Origin of the sequence: Mesorhizobium sp. M8A.F.Ca.ET.161.01.1.1 (genome assembly GCF_004792105.1) — a bacterium.
Classification (GTDB): domain Bacteria; phylum Pseudomonadota; class Alphaproteobacteria; order Rhizobiales; family Rhizobiaceae; genus Mesorhizobium.
On sequence record NZ_SRTD01000007.1, the window covers coordinates 164,847 to 187,035 of the forward strand.

Genomic DNA, 22,189 nt, shown 5'->3' on the forward strand with positions numbered 1-22,189 from the left:
GCGGGGAAGAAGTGAAGCGCGTTTTTCGATTGTTTGCCGCGGTGGTCATGGCGTCCGCAGTCAGCGGCTGCACCAGCATTTCCTATTACGCGCAATCGCTGGAGGGTCATGTGCGGATCATGGCCGCGCGCGAAGACGTCGGAAAACTGATCCAGGCCCCTTCTACCCCTGCGGCCTTGCGCACCAGGTTGACGTCGGCGAGCGCGATCAGGCGGTTCGCCACGGACGAACTGGCACTGCCCGAAAACAGCAGCTACCGCAGCTATGTCGACATCCACCGGGATGCCGTGACCTGGGCCGTTTTCGCCGCCCCGCAATTTTCGCTGACGCCAACAACATGGTGCTTTCCGGTTTTCGGATGCGTTCCCTACCGGGGTTACTTCGACCGGAAATCCGCGACGGAAAGCGCTGCCGCACTTCATGAACGGGGGCTGGACGTCTATGTCTCCGGCGTCACCGCCTATTCCACGCTTGGCTGGTCCAGTGACCCGCTGCTCAGCACCATGCTGCGTCAGGACGACACTTATCTCGCCAGCCTCATCTTTCATGAATTGGCGCATCAGCGGCTCTATGTGAATGGCGATTCCGCATTCAACGAGGCTTTCGCGGTTGCCGTCGAAACCACCGGGACAAGAAAATGGCTCCGCGCGGCCGGCGACCGCGCCGGCTTGCGCCGCTACGAAGCCGATCGCAGGCGCAGCGCCGACTTTCTCGCACTGGTGTCAAAAACCCGCGACGAGTTGAGGCAGGTCTATCAAAGCTCCCGTAGCCCCGAGGAGATGGCGGCTGAAAAGGCAGCCACGCTCGACAGGCTGCGGATGCGCTACCGGCAAACGCGCGACAGACGCTGGGCCGGATACCGGGGATACGACGCCTGGTTCGATGCCCCGATCAACAACGCAAAGCTCGCCGCGACTGCCGTCTACGGCGAACAGGTTCCGGCGTTCATTCGCCTGTTCAACCTCTGCTCCGGCGATTATCCGAGGTTTTACGCATCCGTTCGACGGATCGCGGATTTGCGCCAACCTGCCCGCGCCGAAGCGCTTGAGGCCGCCGCCACGTGTGATTGATTTTAATAAGCGAACGCAATTGTTGAAGGGTTCCGCCTCGTTCTTGCTTTAGCGGTCGAGACCCCAAACATCTGGATGTCGTGCGAAATACTCGATCAGCATTTCGATGAGGACCCGGACTTTCCGTGTGGGGTGCCTACCCGGCGGCCGGACGACATACACGCCTGCCGAAGGCGGGGGATAGCGCGTCATCACCGCAACGAGTGCGCCGGAGGCCACATATTCGTGCGTGATGCAGTCGGGGAGCCAGGCGATGCCGAGTCCAGCCGCCGCGGCAGCGGCAAGCGCCGTAGCGTTGTCGGCCTTGAACCTGCCCTGCGGCTGAGCCGTGACAATCTTGTCGCCATCCACGAACTGCCAGGCTTCCGTTCCTTGCATGAGGGCCTGATGGTCGACGAGTTGCTCTACCTTCTCAGGTGAACCGTGCGCCTTGATGTAATCCGGGCTTGCGACAAGCTTTCCATAGATCGGCCCGACGCGCTTCGCGATCAGGTTGGAGTCCTGAAGGTAGCCAACCCGGATCGCGCAATCGAAACCTTCGGCGATCAGATCGACGAAGCGGTCGCTGTAGGAGCTATGGATGTGGAGTTGCGGGTGGTGTTGCGCCATTTCCGCAAGCACCGGAGCGAAGTGGGTCGGGCCGAAAGAAAGCGGCATGGCAACCCTCAGGCGGCCGCGCAGTTCTCCGGTTGGGAGGATCGTTTCCCTGGCCGTGTCGATCTCGGCGCTGGCGCGTGCCGCATGATCCCTGAACGTGATCCCCGCTTCCGTAAGCGCCGCACCCCGGGTCGTTCGTGCAAGAAGCTGAACGCCAAGTTCCGCTTCAACCCGAAAGAGCCGCCGACTGACGATTGACTTGGAAACGCCGAGCCGGCGCGCGGCGGCCGATACGCCGCCTGCATCGGCCACTACGACGAATGTCTGCAGATCTTCAATGTCCATTCCGGCGTTCCTCATTTCGCAACACAGTATGCCTGACCATGGCACTACCGCATCACCAAGAGGAACAGCAAATTGCGTCCAGGCAACGCCGCCCGCTGGCGCATGTCTCCCGTGAACCCAGTGCCGTCCATGGCGGCAGAGAAAGGAAGTCTTGATGACCCCTCGCAACGGCCTTGATTCGCTTCTTCGTCCTGAAGACTCGGTCCTCGTTCTGATCGATCACCAACCTTATCAGCTCGCAAACCTGAACAGCCACGATCCGCACATGGTGGTCAACAACACGACCGCGCTGGCGAAGCTGGCAAAAGCCTTCAATGTTCCGGCCATTCTCACCAGCGTGATCGCGGCGCGCGGTGGACTTCTCTTTAAGCAGATCACCGACGTATTTCCGGACCAGGAAGTCGTCGATCGCACCTGGGTGAACACCTGGCAGGACGAGAATGTGGTGAACGTCGTCAAGGCGACCGGCCGCAAGCAGCTGATCATCGCCGGCCTGTGGACCGAGGTCTGCGTCGCAATGCCCGTGATCCAGGCCGCCGGTGAAGGCTGGGACGTGACCGTGATCACCGACGCGTCGGGCGGCATTTCGAAGGAGTCTCACGAAGTTGCCATCCAGCGGATGATCGCGGCCGGCGCGAACGTGATGACCGTGATGGCGCTCGCTGGCGAATGGCAACGCGATTGGGCGCGCACCGAGCATGTCGAGGATCTGACCGAGATACTCATCCAGCACTTCGGCGGCAGCGGCATCGCGTATCTTTGGGAGCAGCAGCTCCTCAATACGCCTGTGCCGAGCGCCAAGGGCTAAGCTGAATAGGGATGACGAGCATCCGGGGCGATGCGTCGCAAGGGAATTGAATACGTATCGGGTCTCGTCATCCCACGCCGCCTCGCCAGCCTCACCGCACTGGCTTTCGGCGGCGGCGCCGGGCACTGATCGCCTTGACTGGTGATCTTGTCGCGGCGGATATGCGCTCGACGCCGGCACCTCGTCCAGCTGGCCCATGGGCCAGTGCTTGCGAGGCGCGGACGGATGCTGGCCGGCATCATTTTCGTGGCCTTTGAGGCGCCGATGATCTGATCTGCCCTGAACCGCGGAAAGCCCACGCGATCCAGGGATCATCCCTCGGCGGATGCCTCAAAGCCTAGCAGCCTGGCATCGCATCGCCCGCCAACAGTGACGTTCCGACGTCTGCGTCGAGCGCGAAGCGCTCGCAGTGCTCACCGTCGGACTCATCGATGAAGCTCTCGACATGGTCGAAGCCGAGCTTCGCCAGGATCCGCAGCGACGCGACATTGCGCGTCGCCGCCTCGGCCGTCACCCGTTCGAGCGCCAGGGTTTCGAAGGCGTAGCGAAGCACTTCGCGCGCGGCCTCGCTGCCCAGCCCCTGCCCCCAATGCGCGCGCCCGAGCACAAATCCCAATGCGGCCGCCTTGGCGTCGGTTGCGAAGGACAGGGTGATCGTCCCGATCGCATCCGACACACCCGCCTGGTCCACGGACCATTTGATCGCCTTGCCGTCGGTGAACCGCTGACGCGAAAGCGCGAGCCATCGCGCGCCCGCGCTCATGTCGTCGGGAACGGGATCGCCGGCAAGGGAGGCGGATTCGACATCGGTGGCACGCGCGAACCATGCCGGGATATCCCGATCGCCCGGCGCCCGAAGCACGAGCCTTGGTGTCGTGAGCCTGGGAACTGCTTTCATGGAGGCATTTTCGACCCGAGGCGGCGCCAATGCAATGGCGCTGGCAGGGCTCGGCTATAGCCAGGCAACGCCGGCCCAATCGCCTCTTCATCAATGCTTCACCATAGCGGCAACGGTGACGGAACCTTCCTGATCGCGGCGGACTTCTGGAGGCATTCTGAGCTCGATTGAAGAGGTCCCCGCATGAGAGTCACCGCAGCAGGCATCGACCGCATCAAGATCGGCAATGCGGACGCGAGCGGCCAAGGCGCGCATTTCGTCGTCTGGCTTTATCTTCAGGTCGACGAAGGGGGGACACAGACCGGTCAGGAACTGGTGGTGTCGGTGCCGTACGATGCGCGGATGACGTTCGACGACCTCGCGACTCAGGCTTTCGAGAAGGCACACGCCATGCTTCGAGCCTGCTGCGAGGTGGATGAGGCGATGTGGTGGAAGCAGTTCAACCGCAGCCTGGCGCCGCTGCCCGAATGGACGCCCGGCGCCCAGTAGTTGGCGAACCCGAACCAGGAATGGATGCTGCCTGGCGTGCGGGCGGCAGTCTCGCACCAGATCCGTCTCAGGTCGAACACCGACATTGTTCGCGGCCGCACGCCACCCGAGCCAGACCCGCGCCGATTTCATCCTTGACGCGTAACCCAGCCCCTCACCCTCGCCGTTCTCGGCCTGCGCCAGCACGCTGAGCAGCTGGCTCGTATTGTCGATCGAGAACTGCATGCGTTCGCTCGCCCAGACCGTTTCGGAATAGGAGATCGGCGTGCCTTTCATGTCGACATCGACTTTTTTCGTCAGCATCACCGGCTCGGTCTCCGGTTGCGCGAGCCGTCGCGCCTCCTCCTTGGTCGGCAGCCGCACGATGATGTCGGTGCGCAGCCTTATGTAGTCGGTGACGCCATATTCGGCGAGGATGACGCTGACGCTGTGGCCCTTGCTTCTCAAGGCCGCGGCAACGTCCGTCTCGTACCGTCACATCTTGCGGATATCTCCGGTGGCAGCACGACGGGCCGGCCTGTTTGTCCTACACAACCCTGTCACCAAGCCAAGTTATCCGGTCATCAGAAATGAAACATTCAAATGCACGCCTTGAAACCACCTGGCCGGAGGGCGATCCGGAAATGCGGAATGTTGTTTTCGGAGACGACCATGCTTGAACGGGCAGACAAGGCCGCACCCCACCGCGGGGACGAACCGATGGAGCGGCGGAACATGTGGCTGAGTGAATTCCAGATTGTCCTGCGCGACCGTGTCATTGCCAATGGCGCCGTCAGGGTCGAAGGCGGCCGGATCGCCGAGATCCGCGACCAACCTGTCGAGAACGCCGACTTCACCGGCGGCGGCCGCCTGCTGCTGCCTGGTTTCATCGACATGCATGGCGACATGGTGGAGCGCGAAGTGGAGCCGCGCAGCGGTGTCCACGTGCCGATGGAAATCGGCATCGCCGAACTCGACAAGCGGCTGGCCTCCTGCGGCGTGACCACAGCCTATGCCGCGCTTTCCTTCATCGGCAACAGCGCCACCGCGGCTTTGCTGCGCTCGGAAGAACACACATCTTCCATCATCCAGACCATCACCGGGCTGAAGGACGACCTTCTGGTCGACCACCGCATCCACGCCCGTTTCGAGGTGACGTTCACCGCGGCTGTCGGCGTGCTGGAACGACTGATGGATGCCGGCAAGCTGCATCTGGTCTCACTGATGGATCACACGCCCGGACAGGGACAGTACCGCGACGTCGAACTGTATATCGCCCGCCTGGCCAAGGAGCGCGGCATGTCCATTGCCGACGTCTCCGAGGTCGTCGGCAAGCGCATGGCCGATCGCAACGGGCATGGCGGTGTGCTCGGCACGCTGCAAAGCCTGTCGGCGTTTGCCCGCGCCCGCGGCATCGTGCTCGCCTCGCACGATGACGACACACTGGAAAAGGTTGAGTTCGTCCACGGCCTGGGAACCGTGCTCAGCGAATTTCCGGTGACCCTGGAGGCGGCGCGGGAAGCCCGCCGGCTGGGCATGTATACGGCCATGGGCGCGCCCAACGCGTTGCGCGGAGAATCCTATTCGGGCAATCTTTCCGCCCGCCAGGCCTATCAGGCCGGGCTGCTCGACATGCTGGCCAGCGACTATCACCCGGCCTCGATCCTGCCCGCCGTGCTCGGCCTGGCGCAGTTGCGCGAGGATGGCCTGGCAGCGGCTGCGGCGCTGACCAGCGCCAACCCGGCCAAGGCATTGGGCCTGGCCGACCGTGGCGCCATCGAGCCTGGACTCCTGGCCGATCTCGTCGTCGCCGATGTCAGCCCCGTGGCCCGCGTGCGGGCCACCTTCCGTGCCGGCCGCATGATTTATGGCGACGGCACGCTGGCGCCGGCGCGCAAGGCGGAACGCTTTCAGGAGGTGGCGACCCACCCGTATCTGCAGGCCTAGAGCAATCGCCAAGAAAGGTGCGGGCTGCTTATCGTTCCCTGAGACGGTGAACCATCCTAAAGATCGAGCGCCACCATCATCCCGCGCACCTCCGCCATTTCCAGCAGCAGATCCTGCAGCCTATCGATGGTCAGCGCCGCGCCGGCTGCCGCCGGCAGTTCCGCGATACTCTCCTTCATCGAAATGACGGCGACCCCGGTTTTCTCGGAAAGCAGCCGTGCAATGGCCGTGCGGACAAGCGCGTTCTGTTCAGGCATGATTCCCCTTTCATGCTGTGATGACGGCACCATTTTCTTTCATGTTATATGCCAGCCGCAACTTATGCGAGCGTTCATTCACGCTTGCAAGTCGTCTTGTCGATCATCCCGGCAGGATCGGCAGCCGCTCAGCAGCGAGAGCGACGGCATCCCGCTGTCATTGGGCTCCATGGCGGCGAGCAGGGCCAGCGGCACTTCGTGCCGGTAAAGACCGATGAAAGCCCTGCCTCCCACGGTTACCGGCAATTCGGTCGATCTGTCGAAAATGGAATACGTGCCTGTCGGCTCGTTCAGTATCTCGAAACGGCACAATGCAAACCTCATCCTCCCCCCGGGAGCCCTGTAACGCGCGCGCCCGTCAGAGGTTGCATAAAAAAATCGATTTTTTCGAGGACCGCGTGCCGCTGACCTGAAAGGCAGGAACAACAGGCTCGGCAAAGACCTCTGATTGGCTCTTGCCGAAGCCGGCGGCCTCGCTCATCCATGGCGTACGGACAACAGCCTGGGACCCGCGATGACCGACGCCAGCCTTCACCTCGTCGAAGCGACGATCGACCAACTGCGCCAGGCGCTCGACGAGGGCACTGTCACCAGCGTCGAACTGGTCGCGGCCTATGTCAGGCGCATCGCCCATTTCGACCGGCACGGCATCAGCCTCAACGCCGTGCCTGTGCTCAACCCTGATATGTTCGAGGAAGCCGCCGCTTCCGACCAGCGGCGCCGGCAAGGTAAGACGCTCGGGCCCCTCGACGGCATCCCCTACACCGCCAAGGACAGCTACAAGGTCAGGGGCCTGACGGTGGCCGCCGGCTCGCCCGCCTTCGAGCATCTCGTCGCCAATGAGGACGCTTTCACCATCGCCCGGCTGCGTGCCGGCGGCGCGGTGCTGATCGGCCTCACCAACATGCCGCCCATGGCCAATGGCGGCATGCAGCGCGGCGTCTATGGCCGCGCCGAAAGCCCGTACAACGCCGACTACCTGACCGCCGCCTTCGCGTCGGGCTCCTCCAATGGCTCGGGCACCGCGACGGCGGCGAGTTTCTGTGCCTTCGGGCTCGGCGAGGAAACATGGTCGTCCGGCCGCGCGCCGGCCACCAACAACGCGCTGGTCGCCTACACGCCCTCGCGCGGGGTGATTTCGGTGCGCGGCAACTGGCCCTTGGTGCCGACCATGGATGTCGTGGTGCCGCACACGCGCAGCGTGCCCGACATGCTGGAACTGCTTGATGTCATCGTCGCCGATGATCCGGAAACCAGAGGCGATTTCTGGCGCGCGCAGCCCTGGATCAAACTGCCGAAAAGTTCCGAGTTGCGCACACCGCGTTACACCGATCTGGCGCTGGAGGGGTCGCTCAAGGGCAAACGGCTCGGCGTGCCCGGAATGTATATCGGCCGCGACAGCGAGGCCGACCGGCCGATCGAAACCCGCGCCTCGGTGCTTGATCTATGGGAGCAGGCGGCAACGGATCTGCGCCGGCTCGGCGCTGAGATGGTCGAGGTCGATTTTCCCGTCGTCTCCAACTACGAGCGCGACCGTCCCGGCGCGCGAACCATGGTCGAGCGCGGACTGGTGCCGGCGGACTTCGCCGACCGCGAAATCTGGGACCTCTGCATCTGGGCCTGGGACGATTTCCTGCGCGCCAATGCCGACCCTGCCTTGCCCGATCTCGCCTCTGTCGACGGCCCGAAAATCTTTCCGCAGCCGCCAGGCACCTTGCCGGACCGCTATGAAGGCGGCTTCGACCTGGCGGACTATGTCGAGCGGGCGAAGTCCGGCGTCACGCCCTTCAAGGACATCCCGACCATGGCAGACGGGTTGACGGGACTTGAGGCGACGCGGCGCATCGATTTCGAGGACTGGCTGGACGCCAACCGCCTCGATGCCGTGGTGTTGCCGGCCGCCGCCGATGTCGGCCCGGCCGACGCCGACATCAACGAGGCGTCCGCCGCGCTCGCCTGGCGCAACGGCACCTGGGTCGCCAACGGCAATCTGGTCTGGCGCCATTTCGGCATCCCGACCGTCACCGTGCCGATGGGCACCATGGCCGACATCGGCATGCCGGTCGGCCTGACCTTCGCCGGCAAGGCTTACGACGACGAAAGGCTGCTGCGCATGGCCGGCGATTACGAACGCTCCACGCAGCGCCGCACGAGCCCGCCGCGCACGCCTGAACTGGCCGATGATGTGTTTTCACGCGGTTCCGCCCAAGCCGGGAATGGCGAAGCGCCCGCGCTCACGATCAAGCTTGCGGCCGAGACGCGGGCTTCGGGCGATCAGGACGAGATCGCCATCACGCTTGATCTGCCCGGCGACGCAGAGGCGCAGAACGCCAGCGTCAAGCTGCATGTCAACGGAGACGCCGTCGCGATGCAACAAAGCGGGACGCGCTTCATCGGGCGTGGGCTCGTTCCGGCCGCCGAGCACCAGCGCCTCCATAGCCCCTGGCGCGGCGCGTATGGCTCGATCGTGACGGCGGTGGTGCGGCTGGAGGATGGACGCACCGCAGGCGCCTATGCGGTTACGGGTGGGATTGGGTAGCGAAGTAGTGAAAAGCGCAACGTCTACCGTCGAGTTCTGTCACGCCCCCCTTTGTCCTGCCGGACAGAGGGGGGCGCCGTAGAGCGCCACCGTTGCCGCTACCCCCGCGCGGCCCACAGCAAGCCGCGCTCGACCATCAGCGCCATTTCCGGCACCGCGAACTCATCCGCGGTGTGACCAAGCGAACTGTAAAAGACCTTGCCCGCGCCATACCGGCGCTTCCAGACGACCGGCATGACGACGCCGCCAATGCCCGGGAAATGCGCGTCGGTGAATGTGGTTGTCGCCAGCACTTCGTTGCCCGGGTCGACATGCATGTAATATTGCTCCGACCTATAGGCGAAATCACTGACGCCTTTCGTGATCGGATCGTCCGGCCGGGTGATGACGACGCGATAGTCGATGATGTCGCCGGGATGCGCGACCCATTGGCCGCCGGTCATGAACTGATAGTCGGGCTCATTGCGAAAGCTGTCGCCCATCGTGCCGTGGAAGCCGCCGAGCCCGCTCCCTTGGCGAACGGCCTGCGTCAAGTTCTTCAGCTCGGCCTTTTCGATCGTCGACATGGTGATGACAGGCACGATGAGATCGAATGAGGCAAGGTCCGGGTCGGCGAACATCGCCGTGCCGTGGCCGATCGTCACCGTGAAACCGTTGCGCTCCAGCATGTCGCGCACGACATTGGCGCTGCGCTCAGGTGTGTGGCCTTCCCAGCCGCCCCAGGCAATCAACGCCTTCTTCGCCATACCGTGAACCTCCGTGAACCGCCCGCCATGGCGGATGGTTACACGGCGCGGCGCTCAGCGCCACCCCAGTCCAGGCGCGACGTGCTTCAGGATCGCCTCGAGGACATGGGCGTTGTAGTCGACGCCGAGTTGGTTGGGCACGGTGAGCAGCAGCGTGTCGGCCTGGGCGATCGCCTCGTCCTGCGCCAATTCCTTGATCAGCACATCCGGCTCGGCGGCATAGCTGCGGCCGAAGATCGCCCGCGTATTCTCCTCGATGAAGCCGATCTGGTCGCGGCTCTCATTGCCGCGGCCGAAATAGGCGCGGTCGCGGTCGTCGACCAGCGCGAAGATGCTGCGGCTGACCGAGACGCGCGGTTCGCGCTTGTGCCCGGCCGTCTTCCAGGCCTCGCGATAGACGCGGATCTGCTCGGCCTGCTGGACATGGAACGGCTTGCCGCTCTCGTCGAATTTCAGCGTCGAGCTCTGCAAATTCATGCCGAGCTTGGCCGCCCATTCCGAGGTGGCGTTGGTGGCCGCGCCCCACCAGATGCGCTCGCGCAGGCCTTCCGAATGCGGCTCGAGCCGGAGCAGGCCGGGCGGGTTGGGGAACATCGGCCGTGGATTGGGCTGGCCAAAGCCTTCGCCGCGCAGCGTGTCGAGGAAGACCTCGGCGTGATGCCGCGCCATGTCGGCGTCGGTCTGGCCTTCCTGCGGCTGGTAGCCGAAATAGCGCCAGCCATCGATGACCTGTTCGGGCGAGCCGCGGCTGATGCCGAGCTGCAGACGTCCGCCGGCGATGATGTCGGCCGCACCCGCGTCCTCGGCCATGTAGAGCGGGTTCTCGTAGCGCATGTCGATCACCGCCGTGCCGATCTCGATACGGCTGGTCTTGGCGCCGACGGCGGCCAGCAGCGGGAATGGCGAGGCGAGCTGGCGGGCGAAGTGATGCACGCGGAAATAGGCGCCGTCCGCGCCAAGCTGCTCGGCGGCGACGGCGAGATCGATGGATTGCAGCAGCGCGTCCGATGCCGAACGCACCTGCGATTGCGACGAGGGCGTCCAATGCCCGAATGACAGGAAACCGATTTTTTTCATGGCCCTGAAGTATATGCCGACGGCACATGCTTCAATGGCGAAAGAGCGGGGTTACACACCGTCGCCCTCTCGATACCAAACGTTCGCGATAACCAAGGTGCCAAAGGGCCGACCGCTGTGGAGGATGGGATGCTCAGGGGAATCCGCATCGTCGAGATCGAGGCGCTGGGACCGGCGCCCTTCGCCGGCATGCTGCTCGCCGATCTCGGCGCCGATGTCATCGTCGCCCACCGCAAGCACGCGTCCATGCCGGGTGCGCCGGAGCGCTCGCTGCTCGATCGCGGCAAGCGCTCCATCGCGCTCGACCTCGAGGACGCCGGGGACGTGGCCGTGCTGATGCGCCTCATCGCCACCGCCGACGGGCTGATCGAGGGGTTCCGGCCCGGCGTGATGGAGCGCCTTGGGCTCGGCCCGGATGCCTGCCTCACGGTCAACCCGCGCCTGGTCTACGGCCGCATGACCGGCTGGGGCCAGGACGGACCGCTGGCCGCCACCGCCGGGCACGACATGAACTATATCGGCCTGTCGGGCGCGCTCTGGTACGCCTCCTTGCCTGGAGAACCGCCCATGGCGCCGCCGACGCTTGTCGGCGACATAGGCGGCGGCGCGCTCTATCTGGTGGTCGGCATGCTGGCCGGCATCATCAACGCGCGTGCCGGCGGCCACGGCACCGTGGTCGACGCCGCGATCGTCGACGGCTCCGCTCATATGATGAACCTGCTGATGTCGCTTGGCCAGTCCGGCGCGCTCGCAACGGAGCGCGGTCAAAGCCTGCTCGATGGGCCGCATTGGTGCCGCGTCTACCGGACGTCGGAGGGTAGCTTCATCAGTGTCCAGTGCATCGAGCCGAAATTCTACGCGCTCTTCCTCGACCGGCTCGGCCTCGCCGCCGATCCAAACTTCGCCCGGCAGTTCGATCGCGAACGCTGGCCGGAGCTCGGCGACCGGCTGGCGGCGATCTTTGCCGCGAAACCCCGTGACGAATGGATCAGCCTGTTCGAAGGGTCCGACGCCTGCGTCGGGCCGGTGCTTGGCCCGCATGAATCCGCCCTGCATCCGCATATGGCCGCGCGCGGTACATGGCAGGCGGTGGACGGCGCGCTTCAAGCGGCTGCGGCACCGCGCTTTTCCAGCGCGCGGTGGACGCCGCCCAAATGCCCGGCGCGCGACGAACACGATGCCGAAATCCGTGCGGACCTGGCGGAGCCGTGATGGCGTCCGTGCTATGCCGGTATTCGCCGGTCGCACGGCCCCACCAGACGAAGATGATTGGCGGATAGGACGAGGTCCATGGCGGTTCGGTCGATCATAAAATTCCCCAATCCCCTCCTCCGTGCCGTGGCCGAGCCCGTAGAGCTGTTCGACGGCGACCTGCACGGTTTGGCCGGCGATCTCATCGACACCATGCACGCGGCGCCAGGGATAGGCATTACCGGCCCGCATGTCGGCATCTTGAAACGCCTGGTCGTGATCCAGCTTCCTTCCGCGGCAAAGCCGGGAATCTATGTAAATCCATCCGTTATCCAGGCCTCGACCGAGATGGTCCGTCATGAGGAAGGCAGCGTTTCCATGCCCGGCGTCACCGAGGACATCGAGCGGCACGCCCGCATACGCGTCCGCTATCAGGATCTGGATGGCAATGAGCGGTTCGAGGATGCCGAGGGTCTGCTGGCGGTTTGCCATCAGCACGAGATCGACCAGCTCGACGGGCTGTTCTGGACGCACAGGCTGACGCGCCTCAAGCGCGACCGGCTGATCAAGCGCTACGGCAAGTTGATGCGAGCGTCGTAGGCGCCAGGCCGTCTACTTCCCGCAGTGGTGATCGTTGATCTTGTTTATCGCAAACCCGTCCGGCCCTGTCCGCTGGTAGGAGCAGGCCCCCGCGGCCGTCGTGACCAACTGCTGGTCATAATAGCGCGGGCCGCCGAACAGGAAATCGATGAGATCGTCCTCGGCCGGAACATAGCGTTCCTGTTCGCCCTGTTGATTGTGGCGGTGCTTGGCCCCGGCGAATGCCGTGGAAGACATGCAGCAGCCCATTGCGAGGGCAAGAACACAAATCTCCAGCCGTTTGGTCGTCATCGCAAAACACCCTTCTGTTCGGTGTTCATCTTATATCCAAATCCTCAGATGACGAAAAGTTCCTGAACACGGGCCTTGCCAGCACCTGAATATCAGCACAGCTAGTCGGTCTGGATCCAGACCGACTTGGTCTCCAGATACTCATGCAGATGCTCGATGCCGCCCTCGCGGCCATAGCCGGACATCTTCATGCCGCCGAATGGCACGGCGGGGTCGATGGCATGGTACATGTTGACCCACACCGAGCCCGCCTTGATGCGGCGGGCGAGCTTGTGCGCGGTGCCGAGATGGCTGGTGAAGATGCCGGCGGCCAGCCCGTAGGGCGTCGCATTGGCGCGCACGACGGCCTCGTCCAGCGTGTCGAACGGCATCGCCGAAATGACCGGCCCGAAGATCTCTTCGCGCGCGATGGTCATGGTGTCCGACACCGCGCCGAAGACGGTCGGCGCGATGAAGTTGCCACCGTCATAGAGCGCGCCCGTCAGCCGCGCGCCGCCGGCGACCAGTTCGGCGCCCTCGTCGCTGCCGGCCTTGATGTAGCCCTCCACCTTGCCGGCCTGCCTGGCATTGATCAGCGGCCCGATTTCGGTTTCCGCCTCGATGCCGTGGCCGACGCGCAGGCTGCCGGCGAACTCGGCGAGCCGCCGCACGAACTCGTCATGGATCTCGCGCGCCACGAACAGGCGCGAGCCGGCAATGCAGATCTGGCCCGAATGCACGAACACCGCCATGGCCGCGATGGGAACAGCCTTGTCGATATCGGCGTCGCGGCAGACGATGATCGGTGACTTGCCGCCAAGCTCGAGCGAGACGCGCTTGAGATTGGTGACGCCCGCCCGCGCGATCGCCTGGCCGGTAAGCGTCGAGCCGGTGAAGACGATCTTGTTGACGTCGGGATGCTCGGCAAGCCGCGCGCCCGCTTCGGCGCCGGTTCCGGTGACGATGTTGACGACGCCGTCGGGCACGCCCGCTTCCTGCATCAGCCGCGCGATCAGCAGCGGCGTCAGCGATGCTTCCTCCGAGGGTTTCAGCACGATGGTGCAGCCCGTGGCGAGCGCCGGCGCGATCTTCCAGATCGAGGCCGCGGTGGGCGCATTCCAGGGGATGATCGCGCCGACGACGCCGACCGGTTCGCGCCGGGTGAAGGTGACGATCTCGCCCGGAATGGAATTGTCTATGGATTCGCCGTGCAGCGCGGTCGCCATGCCGGCATAGAAGCGCAGCATGCCGATGACGCGGCGCCGGTTGGCCAGCGTGCGCGTGATCGGCAGTCCCATGTCGAGCGTGTCGGAAACGCTGAGTTCTTCCCAATGCGTCTCGAACAGATCGGCGATCCTGAGCAACACGCATTGCCGCTCATAGGGCGAGAATGTCGACCATGGCCCTTCGAAGGCCGCGCGCGCTGCCGCCACCGCCGCGTCGACATCGGCGGCTGCGCCGAGCGGCACGGTCGCCAGCACTTCGCCGGTCGCCGGGTTGAGCGCCCGCATCACCTCGCCGGACCGCGCCGCAATCCACTGGCCGCCGATGAACATCGGCCGGAATTCGCCGTGGTAGAGCGTCGCGGCCTTCGCCCTCGGGTCGAAATTCACCGTCATCTCGTCCTCCTCACGAATTCCATGGCGACTATTACTCCCGGTGGGAGCGACCTCAAGCAAGGAAAGCTGAAAGGGCGTTCTCGACCGGGAGCACTCAGCGCATCGCCCGGGCCCGGCGGTCCTGACGAGGCCACGCGCATGTCCGGCAACATGGGCGCCTCAACAGTCATTCACCTCGGTCGTGGCCCATGAAAGCGGGCCGGCGACAACAGGCTGGGATCGGCGCCTTCGCCAAGAAATGGCTTGGGCAGGTCGCTTCCGGTCACCAGGGCCGCGGTCAGTTGACCGAGCGCGGGTCCGGTCTGGATGCCGTAGCCGCCTTGTCCTGCCAGCCAGAAGAAGCCCTCGACATGGGGGTCCCAACCGACCGCCGGCGTCTTGTCCGCAAAGAACGACCGCAGCCCCGCCCAACTGCGCGACACATGCGTTACCGGCAGCGCGGCGGCCTGTTGAACGCGATCGACTGCGATGGCGATATCGATCTCCTCGGGCTGTGCATCACACGGTTCGCTCGGCGTCTCGTCGGCTGGTGAGAGCAACAGCATTCCCGAGGATGGTTTGAAATAGAACATCTCGTCGGCATCGATCACGCCCGGCCAGTCCTTGGCGTTGATGCCGGGTGGCGTTTCGACAAGCATTGCGGTCCGTCGTTTCGGGACCAGGCCAAGCGGCGTGGCTCCTGCCATGGCGGCCACCTGGTCCGCCCATGCACCCGCCGCGTCGACCAGGACGGGCGCCTCGAAGACGCCGGCCGTGGTCGTCACGATCCATGTGCCACCAATCCGCTCGATCGCCTCGACCCGAGCATTGGTGACGACCTGCGCGCCCTGGCGGCGTGCGCCCCGCAGAAAGCCCTGGTGAAGGGTGTCGACATCGATGTCCATCGCCGAACGGTCCAGAAACGCGCTCGCCTCGTATTCAGGTCGCAGGATTGGAATGACCGATCGGGAAGCGTCGGGGTCGAGCCATTCGATGGCTGTTGCCGATTCCGCGACCCTCTCGGCAAACAGCGCCTCCAGCCTGGGCCTCTGCGCGGCCGTGCCGATCGACATTGTGCCACGAGGTGTCAGCAAGGGTACGTCGCAGAAGCCGGACGGCGGCTCGAGGAAGAACCGCCGACTGGCGCGCGTAAACGCGCGGATAGCGACGTTGCCGTAACCCTCGATGAAGAGAGCGGCGGACCGTCCCGTTGTGTGCATGCCGCAATGGGCTTCGGCTTCAAGCACGGTCACCTGTCGACCAGCCGCAAGAAAGAAAGCCGCCGAGGCGCCAGCCATGCCGCCGCCGATGATAAGAACGTCCTGCATGGCTTCCCTCTTGCAAGCGCCGGCAACCAAGCAGAATATTTCCGATCGGTCAAACCTCTTTCCTATGATAAAGGCGGCGCCGCTTGCGAGTCGACTTTGTCCAGTCCCAACCCTAGACTGCCGCCAATGTCGAAAAGGGTCCGCCATGAGCGATTCGAAGCCAAGCCTGGGAGAATGCCTCAAACTGCTGCGCCGGGAGCGGGGCTGGACGCTGACGCAGGTCGCCCAGATGTCGGGGCTCGCCATCTCCACCCTGTCGAAGGTCGAGAACAACCAGATGTCGCTGACCTATGACAAGCTGCTGCAGCTTGCCCAAGGGCTCAAGGTCGACATAACCGAGCTCTTCGGCGTGAGAAAGGCCAGCGCCTCCCCCATCGCGCACGGCGCGCGTGCCGTCAGCCGGCTTGAGGACGGGCGGATCGTCGAGACCCCCAACTATGTCTACCGCTTTCTATGCACGGAACTGTCGCGCAAGGAAATGATCCCCATGCTGGGGTCAATCACCCAGCAAAGCATCGAAACGTTCGGCGAGCTCATCCGTCATCCCGGCCAGGAATTCACTTATGTCCTCGAAGGCGAAGTCGAGCTGCACACCGACGTCTACGAGACGCTGAGGCTGAAAACAGGAGAGTCGGTCTACTTCGAAAGCACGATGGGACACGCCTATGTCAGCGTCGGCGACACGCCGGCCCGGATCCTGTGCGTGTGCACGTCGGCATCCGGCCAGTCGGAGCAGACCATCATCAACGGCGCCAAAAGCGTGCGTCCTCATGACGAGCGCGAGACTGCCGACACGGAAATGACACTTGGCTAATTAGAAAAATATCTTTCCTATCAGAAAAATCGGCTTGCCATCCGAAATGCGGGTGTTAGCGTGGGCGAAAGGCATCCCTCGGTCATCCCGTGAGAGATGCAAAACACAAGCTCGAGGGGAGCGCATCATGTTGTTACGTCGCCTGCCGACTTTTGCGGCATTTGCCGCTTTGACAGCCTTGACCTTTGCGGCGCCGAGCTGGGCCACCGACAAGGATGTCCTGGTCATCGCCAAGGCCGAGGACCCGCCCACGGCCGACCCCGGCGTCGAGGTCAGCAACAACGGCTATACGCTGATCTTTCCGGCCTACGAGCGTCTGGTGAAATATGACGGCGCCAAGACCGAGGTGATTCCGGAGCTTGCCGAGAGCTGGACCACTGCGCCCGACAACCTCAGCTGGACTTTCAAGCTGGCGTCGGGACACATGTTCGACGATGGTTCGCCGGTCGATGCCGCCGCGGTCAAATATTCATTCGACCGCGTAAAGAAGCTGGCGGCTGGCCCGGGCGACATGTTCCCGACCATCAAGGATGTCGTCATTGTCGACCCGAGCACCGTGAAATTCGAATTGTCGGCGCCGTTTGCGCCGTTCCTGTCGGCGCTCGCCACTTCGGCCGGATCGATCGTCAATCCCAAGGCGCAGGAGCACGCGGTCAACGGCGACGACGCGAAGGCCTGGCTCGCCGAGCACAGCGCCGGCAGCGGCGCTTTCAAAATCTCGGGCTGGGAGCGCAACCAGCAGATCACGCTCGATCCCAATCCCCACTATGCCGGCAAGGCGCCGGCTTTCAAGCAGGTCATCTTCAAGATCGTACGCGAGATGTCATCGCGCCGCCTGCAACTGGAGAACGGAGACGCAGACCTGATCGACCAGGTTCCGGTCGACCAGGCCGAGGCCATGAAATCAAGCGCGGGGGTGGTCATCGAGAGCAATCCCAGCCTCTATGTCGTCTATCTCTATTTGAACAACAAGAAAGCGCCCTTCGACAATCCGAAGGTCCGTCAGGCCATATCCTATGCGGCCGACTACAAGGGGCTGGTCGATGGCGTCATGCAGGGCCAGGCCGAACAGATGCGCGGGGCTGTCCCGGACGGCATGTGGGGCCATGACCCGCAGGGCATGCAGTACAGCTACGATCTGGAGAAGGCCAAGCAACTGCTTGCCGACGCCGGTGTTTCCAATCTGCACATCAGCTTCACCTATTCGCAGGCCGACTCCGCCTGGGAGCCGGTGGGGCTTGCGCTGCAGGCCTCGCTCGCCGAAATCGGCGTCACGATGGATATGAAGAATGTCGCCGACACGACCAAGCGCGAACTGGTCGCCAAGGGCGACTACGACATCGCGACGGGCGCGTGGACGCCCGATTTCGCCGATCCGTTCATGTTCATGAACATCTGGTTCGACCCGACCAAGATGGGAGCCCCCGGCAACCGAGCCTTCTATGAAAACACGAAAGTGACAGATTTGATCACCCAGGCGCTCGCGACCGTCGACCAGAAGAAGCGTGAGCAGCTCTATATCGACGCGCAGAAAATCACCAACGAGGATGCACCATACGTCCTTCTGTTCCAGAAGAACGACATCTTCGCCATGCGATCCTCGGTGAAGGGGTACGTCTACAATCCGATGCTGATCCAGGTCTACAACATCGCCGATATGTCTAAGTCCGAATAGAAATCGGCGCCGAAGGCATGTCGCTTATTTCAACAATCCTTCGGCGCCTCGTCTTGCTGGTCTTCGTGGTGGCTGGCGTCGCGGTCATCACCTTCACGATTTCGCATTTGATCCCCGGCGATCCGGCGCAGCTGATCGCCGGCGACAAGGCTTCGGCCGAGACGTTGGCGCATGTGCGCCAGGAGCTTGGTCTGGACAAGCCCGTCACCCAGCAGTTCGTCATATACGTCAAGCAGCTCCTGTCGGGCGATCTCGGCCAGTCCTTGCGGACACGGCGCCCGGTGGCCGGCGATATTGCCCTGTTCCTGCCCGCCACGCTCGAGCTCGGCATCGCCGCGCTGGTGACGGCGATCATGATTGGCGTGCCGCTCGGTGTGCTTTCGGCAATCTACAAGGACGGACCGGTCGACCAGGCGGCGCGTGTCGTGTCGGTTGCCGGCATTTCAATGCCGGTATTCTGGTTCGGGCTGGCGCTCATCCTCCTGTTCTACGTCAAGATACCGATCCTGCCGGGCAGCGGCCGCATCACGCTTGGCATCGCCGCGCCGCCGCGCATCACCGGCTTCTTCCTGGTCGACTCGCTGGTCGCCGGCGACCTGAAAGCCTTCCGGTCGTCGCTCTATCACCTCATCCTGCCGGCCTTTGTCCTCGCCTTCGCCAATCTCGGCATCATCACGCGCCAGATTCGGGCCTCGATGCTGGATGTCCTGCAGGAGGATTATGTGCGCACCGCGCGTGCGAATGGTTTGTCGCGATCGGCGGTCATCCTGCGGCACGCCTTGCCCAATGCCCTGATCCCGTCGGTGACGCTGCTTGGCCTCGCCTTCGGTGATCTGCTCTACGGCGCGGTGCTGACCGAAACGATCTTCGCCTGGCCAGGCATGGGGAGTTATGTGGTGTCATCGATCCAGACGCTGGATTTTCCCGCGATCATGGGCTTCACCATCGTCGCCTCGCTGGGGTACGTGCTGATCAATCTCGCGGTCGATCTGACCTATATGGTGCTCGACCCACAGATCAGGGAACTCGGCTGATGGCGGCGGATGGCATCGTCACATCGCCCCGGCCGGCTGCGCGGCTTCGCGCGGGACGGTTGTGGTATCGCGTGAAGGAAAGTCCTCTCACTCTGGTCGGCGCCGCGATCGCGCTGGCGGTGCTGTTTGTGATCATGGCCGCGCCCCTGCTGGCGCCCTACCCGCCCGACAAGATCTCACTTGCAGCACGGCTTGCCGCGCCCAGCCCGCAGCACCTCTTCGGCACCGATGAGGTCGGGCGCGACCTGTTTTCGCGGGTGCTCTTCGGCGCGCGCGCGTCCTGCGGCATCGCCTTTGCCATCGTCATCATCTCGACCTTTATCGGCTCGATCATCGGCTGCCTGTCCGGCGTTGTCGGCGGCATCGTCGACACCGCGATCATGCGGCTGATGGATGTCTTTCTGGCGCTGCCGGCACTCATCCTCGCCATGGCGCTGGCCGCGGCGTTGGGACCGAGCCTGTTCAACGCCATGCTGGCCGTCGCCGTGGTGCGGGTGCCCGCCTATGTGCGGCTGGCGCGTGGGCAGACGCTGTCGCTGCGCAACCGCACCTATGTGAAGGCATCGCGCAGCTTCGGGGCTTCGCCCGCCTATATGCTGCGCTGGCACATACTGCCTAACGCCCTGTCGCCCATCATCGTTCAGGCGACCCTGGATCTTGGTGGCACCATCCTGACGGCGGCGGCTTTGAGCTTCATCGGCCTCGGCGCCCAGCCGCCGACGTCTGAATGGGGCTCCATGGTGTCGAGCGGGCGCAACTATTTCCTCGACCAGTGGTGGTATGTCACCTTTCCCGGCCTGGCCATTCTGATCAGCGCCATGGGTTTCAACCTGCTGGGTGACGGATTGCGCGACATGCTCGATCCCAGGCTGGGTGGCCGATGACCGAACCGTCCGGCGATGTCCTGCTCGAAATCTCCGACCTTTCGCTCGAGTTCCGCACCTATCGCGGGCCGATCAAGGCGCTGAACGGGGTCAGCCTCAATGTCCGTGCCGGCGAGATCGTCGGCATCGTGGGAGAATCCGGGTGCGGCAAATCGGTGACCATGATGGCGGCGACGCGGCTTTTGCCCAAAGGCAGCGCGCACATTACCGGCGGCGGCATCCGTCTGTTCGGCAACGATCCGATGACGCTCAGCGAGCGTGAACTCCAGCACGTGCGCGGGCGGCTGGTGTCGACCATCTTCCAGGAACCGATGAACGCCCTCAACCCGACCCGACGGATCGGCGAGCAGATCGTCGAAGTCATCCGCCGTCACCAGCGTCTCGACAAAGCGGCCGCGACGAGCAAAGCCTCAGGGCTGCTGCGTGACATGCTGATCAGCGAGCCGGAGCGGATCATGCAGGCCTATCCGTTCGAGCTTTCCGGAGGCATGCGACAGCGCGTGCTGATCGCCATGGCCTTCTCCTGCGAACCCAAGCTCATTATCGCCGACGAGCCGACGACGGCACTCGACGTGACGGTGCAGGCGCTGATCCTGGGCCTCATCAAACACAAGGCGATGAGCACGGGAACGGCCGTTGTTTTCATATCGCATGACATGGCCGTGGTGTCGCAGCTTTGCGACCGGCTCTACGTGCTTTACGCGGGACGGGTCGCGGAAGCCGGAACGACCGCGTCGGTGCTGGCAGCGCCAGCCCATCCCTACACCCGCGCCTTGATACGCTGTCTGCCGGGGCTGGCGCCACCCAAGCAGCCGCTGGAGCAGATCCCCGGTACCTTGCCCGACCTGCTTGACCCGCCTGCCGGCTGCCTGTTTCGAGCGCGCTGCCGCGAGGCGAATGATCGTTGCGTCTCGGTACCGCCGCTGGCTGCCATGGAGCCGGCCCGCCGCGCCGCCTGCTGGCGCCGTATCGAGGAGACGCAAGCCGCGTGACCCAGCCTCCGCTCCTCTCCGTCGAAGACCTGGAAGTCCGCTACCGTGTCACCTCGGGCTGGTTCGGAGGCGCCGACGTCCATGCCGTCAACGGCGTGTCGTTCAGCGTGGCCGAAGGCGAGACGGTCGGCATTGTCGGGGAATCCGGCTGCGGAAAAACCACGCTTGGGCAGGCGATCCTCGGCCTGACCGACATTTCCGCCGGTGCCATCAAACTCAGGGGAACTGAACGGGACCGCGCACGGCGCACCCAATTGCAGATCATCTTCCAGGATCCCCAATCGTCGCTCGATCCGCGTCTTCCGGTCTGGCGCCTGATCACCGAACCTCTGCACATTCGCGGCGGCTACACCCGCAAACAACTGATCGGGCGCGCAACCGAACTGGCCGTCTCGGTCGGCTTGCGGCCGGAGCATGTCGATCGCTATCCGCATGAGTTCTCGGGGGGCCAGCGCCAGCGCATCGCGATTGCCAGGGCACTCGCCGTTGAACCGGCGCTGCTGGTCCTCGATGAGCCGACCTCGGCGTTGGACGTGTCGGTGCAGGCGCAGATCGTCAATCTGCTGCTGTCGCTGCAGGCGGAGCGCAAGCTATCCTACGTGCTCATCTCGCATGACGTGTCGCTGGTGCGCCACGTGGCCGATCGTGTCGCCGTCATGTATCTCGGCCAGATCGTCGAGGAAGGCCCGACGCTCGACGTGCTTGACGCTCCCAGACATCCCTATACCAAGACGCTCCTCGATGCCGTTCCGAGTTTCGATCGTCCACTGACCTCGATCGCACCGCGCGCCGGCGAATTGCCGAGCAACCGAACACTGCCGACCGGCTGCTTCTTCCGCGAGCGCTGCCCTTCCGCGACGACCGGCTGCGAACTGCCGCAGGTTTTGGCACCCGCCGACGGGTTGCGAACAGTCCGCTGTCATCTGGTCACGCGCGCAACCGATACGGCGGTGCCGCGCACGGCGCCGCGACCGGTATTTTCCTCCCCGAATGATGCGATTGCTTAGAGCAATTCCAGGAAAAGTGCGTAGCGGTTTTCCCGGGAGAAGCG

At 64.1% G+C, this 22,189-nt stretch carries 22 protein-coding genes; 12 read left to right on the forward strand and 10 right to left on the reverse strand.

Features of this window, described 5'->3' with window-relative positions:
- Positions 1-47 precede the first annotated feature (47 nt).
- Entirely contained in the window at positions 48-1,070 is a 1,023-nt protein-coding gene (locus EN804_RS19030; protein ID WP_135920956.1) for an aminopeptidase, read from the forward strand.
- A gap of 48 nt (positions 1,071-1,118) precedes the next feature.
- Here the strand turns inward: EN804_RS19030 and EN804_RS19035 are convergent, their stop codons facing one another.
- Positions 1,119-2,012 carry a LysR family transcriptional regulator gene (locus tag EN804_RS19035; RefSeq protein WP_127277014.1) on the reverse strand — a complete coding sequence of 298 codons (894 nt, stop codon included), beginning with the start codon at positions 2,010-2,012 and terminating at the stop codon, positions 1,119-1,121.
- 154 nt (positions 2,013-2,166) lie between these two features.
- Between EN804_RS19035 and EN804_RS19040 the strand changes: the two genes are divergently transcribed.
- Complete coding sequence (locus tag EN804_RS19040) at positions 2,167-2,820, forward strand: hydrolase (RefSeq protein WP_135916412.1); 654 nt, start codon at positions 2,167-2,169, stop codon at positions 2,818-2,820.
- Between the two features lie 337 nt (positions 2,821-3,157).
- On the opposite strand, the gene EN804_RS19045 is transcribed toward EN804_RS19040, so the two are convergent.
- Together EN804_RS19045 and EN804_RS19050 are read right to left on the reverse strand one after the other, a co-directional pair.
- Positions 3,158-3,682: a GNAT family N-acetyltransferase gene (locus tag EN804_RS19045; RefSeq protein ID WP_246693451.1), complete on the reverse strand. Its 525-nt coding sequence runs from the start codon at positions 3,680-3,682 to the stop codon at positions 3,158-3,160.
- 126 nt (positions 3,683-3,808) lie between these two features.
- Complete coding sequence (locus EN804_RS19050) at positions 3,809-4,654, reverse strand: UTRA domain-containing protein (RefSeq protein ID WP_135920758.1); 846 nt, start codon at positions 4,652-4,654, stop codon at positions 3,809-3,811.
- Positions 4,655-4,921: 267 nt separating this feature from the next.
- On the opposite strand from EN804_RS19050, the gene EN804_RS19055 reads away from it, so the two are divergent.
- Positions 4,922-6,133, forward strand: a complete 1,212-nt coding sequence (locus EN804_RS19055) for an alpha-D-ribose 1-methylphosphonate 5-triphosphate diphosphatase (RefSeq protein ID WP_135920959.1) — start codon at positions 4,922-4,924, stop codon at positions 6,131-6,133.
- Between the two features lie 56 nt (positions 6,134-6,189).
- Here the strand turns inward: EN804_RS19055 and EN804_RS19060 are convergent, their stop codons facing one another.
- A complete protein-coding gene (locus EN804_RS19060; protein WP_135920760.1) occupies positions 6,190-6,390 on the reverse strand; it encodes a hypothetical protein in 201 nt (66 codons plus the stop codon).
- 78 nt (positions 6,391-6,468) lie between these two features.
- Positions 6,469-6,702 (reverse strand): hypothetical protein, encoded by a 234-nt coding sequence (locus tag EN804_RS19065; RefSeq protein WP_135920762.1) that lies wholly within the window; start codon positions 6,700-6,702, stop codon positions 6,469-6,471.
- Positions 6,703-6,904: 202 nt separating this feature from the next.
- Between EN804_RS19065 and EN804_RS19070 the strand changes: the two genes are divergently transcribed.
- Complete coding sequence (locus EN804_RS19070) at positions 6,905-8,929, forward strand: amidase (protein WP_135920765.1); 2,025 nt, start codon at positions 6,905-6,907, stop codon at positions 8,927-8,929.
- A gap of 98 nt (positions 8,930-9,027) precedes the next feature.
- Here the strand turns inward: EN804_RS19070 and EN804_RS19075 are convergent, their stop codons facing one another.
- A complete protein-coding gene (locus tag EN804_RS19075) occupies positions 9,028-9,675 on the reverse strand; it encodes a ThuA domain-containing protein (RefSeq protein ID WP_135920767.1) in 648 nt (215 codons plus the stop codon).
- 54 nt (positions 9,676-9,729) lie between these two features.
- Positions 9,730-10,752: an LLM class flavin-dependent oxidoreductase gene (locus EN804_RS19080; RefSeq protein WP_135920769.1), complete on the reverse strand. Its 1,023-nt coding sequence runs from the start codon at positions 10,750-10,752 to the stop codon at positions 9,730-9,732.
- Between the two features lie 129 nt (positions 10,753-10,881).
- Between EN804_RS19080 and EN804_RS19085 the strand changes: the two genes are divergently transcribed.
- Both EN804_RS19085 and EN804_RS19090 read left to right on the forward strand, forming a co-directional pair.
- Entirely contained in the window at positions 10,882-11,964 is a 1,083-nt protein-coding gene (locus EN804_RS19085; RefSeq protein ID WP_135920771.1) for a CaiB/BaiF CoA-transferase family protein, read from the forward strand.
- Between the two features lie 78 nt (positions 11,965-12,042).
- Positions 12,043-12,543 (forward strand): peptide deformylase, encoded by a 501-nt coding sequence (locus EN804_RS19090; protein ID WP_127277245.1) that lies wholly within the window; start codon positions 12,043-12,045, stop codon positions 12,541-12,543.
- Positions 12,544-12,555: 12 nt separating this feature from the next.
- Here the strand turns inward: EN804_RS19090 and EN804_RS19095 are convergent, their stop codons facing one another.
- The 3 genes from EN804_RS19095 to EN804_RS19105 form a co-directional block, all read right to left on the reverse strand.
- Positions 12,556-12,834 carry a hypothetical protein gene (locus EN804_RS19095; protein ID WP_135920773.1) on the reverse strand — a complete coding sequence of 93 codons (279 nt, stop codon included), beginning with the start codon at positions 12,832-12,834 and terminating at the stop codon, positions 12,556-12,558.
- A gap of 101 nt (positions 12,835-12,935) precedes the next feature.
- The gene (locus EN804_RS19100) at positions 12,936-14,432 is read right to left on the reverse strand and encodes an aldehyde dehydrogenase family protein (RefSeq protein WP_135920775.1); all 1,497 of its coding nucleotides are present in this window, start codon (positions 14,430-14,432) and stop codon (positions 12,936-12,938) included.
- Between the two features lie 170 nt (positions 14,433-14,602).
- Complete coding sequence (locus EN804_RS19105; protein ID WP_135920778.1) at positions 14,603-15,739, reverse strand: FAD-binding oxidoreductase; 1,137 nt, start codon at positions 15,737-15,739, stop codon at positions 14,603-14,605.
- Positions 15,740-15,884: 145 nt separating this feature from the next.
- Here EN804_RS19105 and EN804_RS19110 point away from each other — a divergent pair, with 145 nt between their 5' ends.
- From EN804_RS19110 to EN804_RS19135, 6 genes are all read left to right on the forward strand, one after another.
- Positions 15,885-16,553: an XRE family transcriptional regulator gene (locus EN804_RS19110; protein WP_135882454.1), complete on the forward strand. Its 669-nt coding sequence runs from the start codon at positions 15,885-15,887 to the stop codon at positions 16,551-16,553.
- 127 nt (positions 16,554-16,680) lie between these two features.
- Positions 16,681-18,228: an ABC transporter substrate-binding protein gene (locus tag EN804_RS19115; protein ID WP_135920780.1), complete on the forward strand. Its 1,548-nt coding sequence runs from the start codon at positions 16,681-16,683 to the stop codon at positions 18,226-18,228.
- A 17-nt stretch (positions 18,229-18,245) separates the two neighbouring features.
- Entirely contained in the window at positions 18,246-19,262 is a 1,017-nt protein-coding gene (locus EN804_RS19120) for an ABC transporter permease (RefSeq protein WP_135882450.1), read from the forward strand.
- Positions 19,262-20,146, forward strand: coding sequence for a D,D-dipeptide ABC transporter permease (ddpC, locus tag EN804_RS19125; RefSeq protein WP_127277259.1), 885 nt, complete (start codon positions 19,262-19,264; stop codon positions 20,144-20,146). The genes EN804_RS19120 and ddpC overlap by 1 nt, the downstream gene beginning before the upstream one ends.
- Positions 20,143-21,138, forward strand: a complete 996-nt coding sequence (locus tag EN804_RS19130) for an ABC transporter ATP-binding protein (RefSeq protein WP_135920782.1) — start codon at positions 20,143-20,145, stop codon at positions 21,136-21,138. The genes ddpC and EN804_RS19130 overlap by 4 nt, the downstream gene beginning before the upstream one ends.
- Positions 21,135-22,145: an ABC transporter ATP-binding protein gene (locus EN804_RS19135; protein ID WP_135920784.1), complete on the forward strand. Its 1,011-nt coding sequence runs from the start codon at positions 21,135-21,137 to the stop codon at positions 22,143-22,145. The genes EN804_RS19130 and EN804_RS19135 overlap by 4 nt, the downstream gene beginning before the upstream one ends.
- Positions 22,146-22,189: the final 44 nt, after the last annotated feature.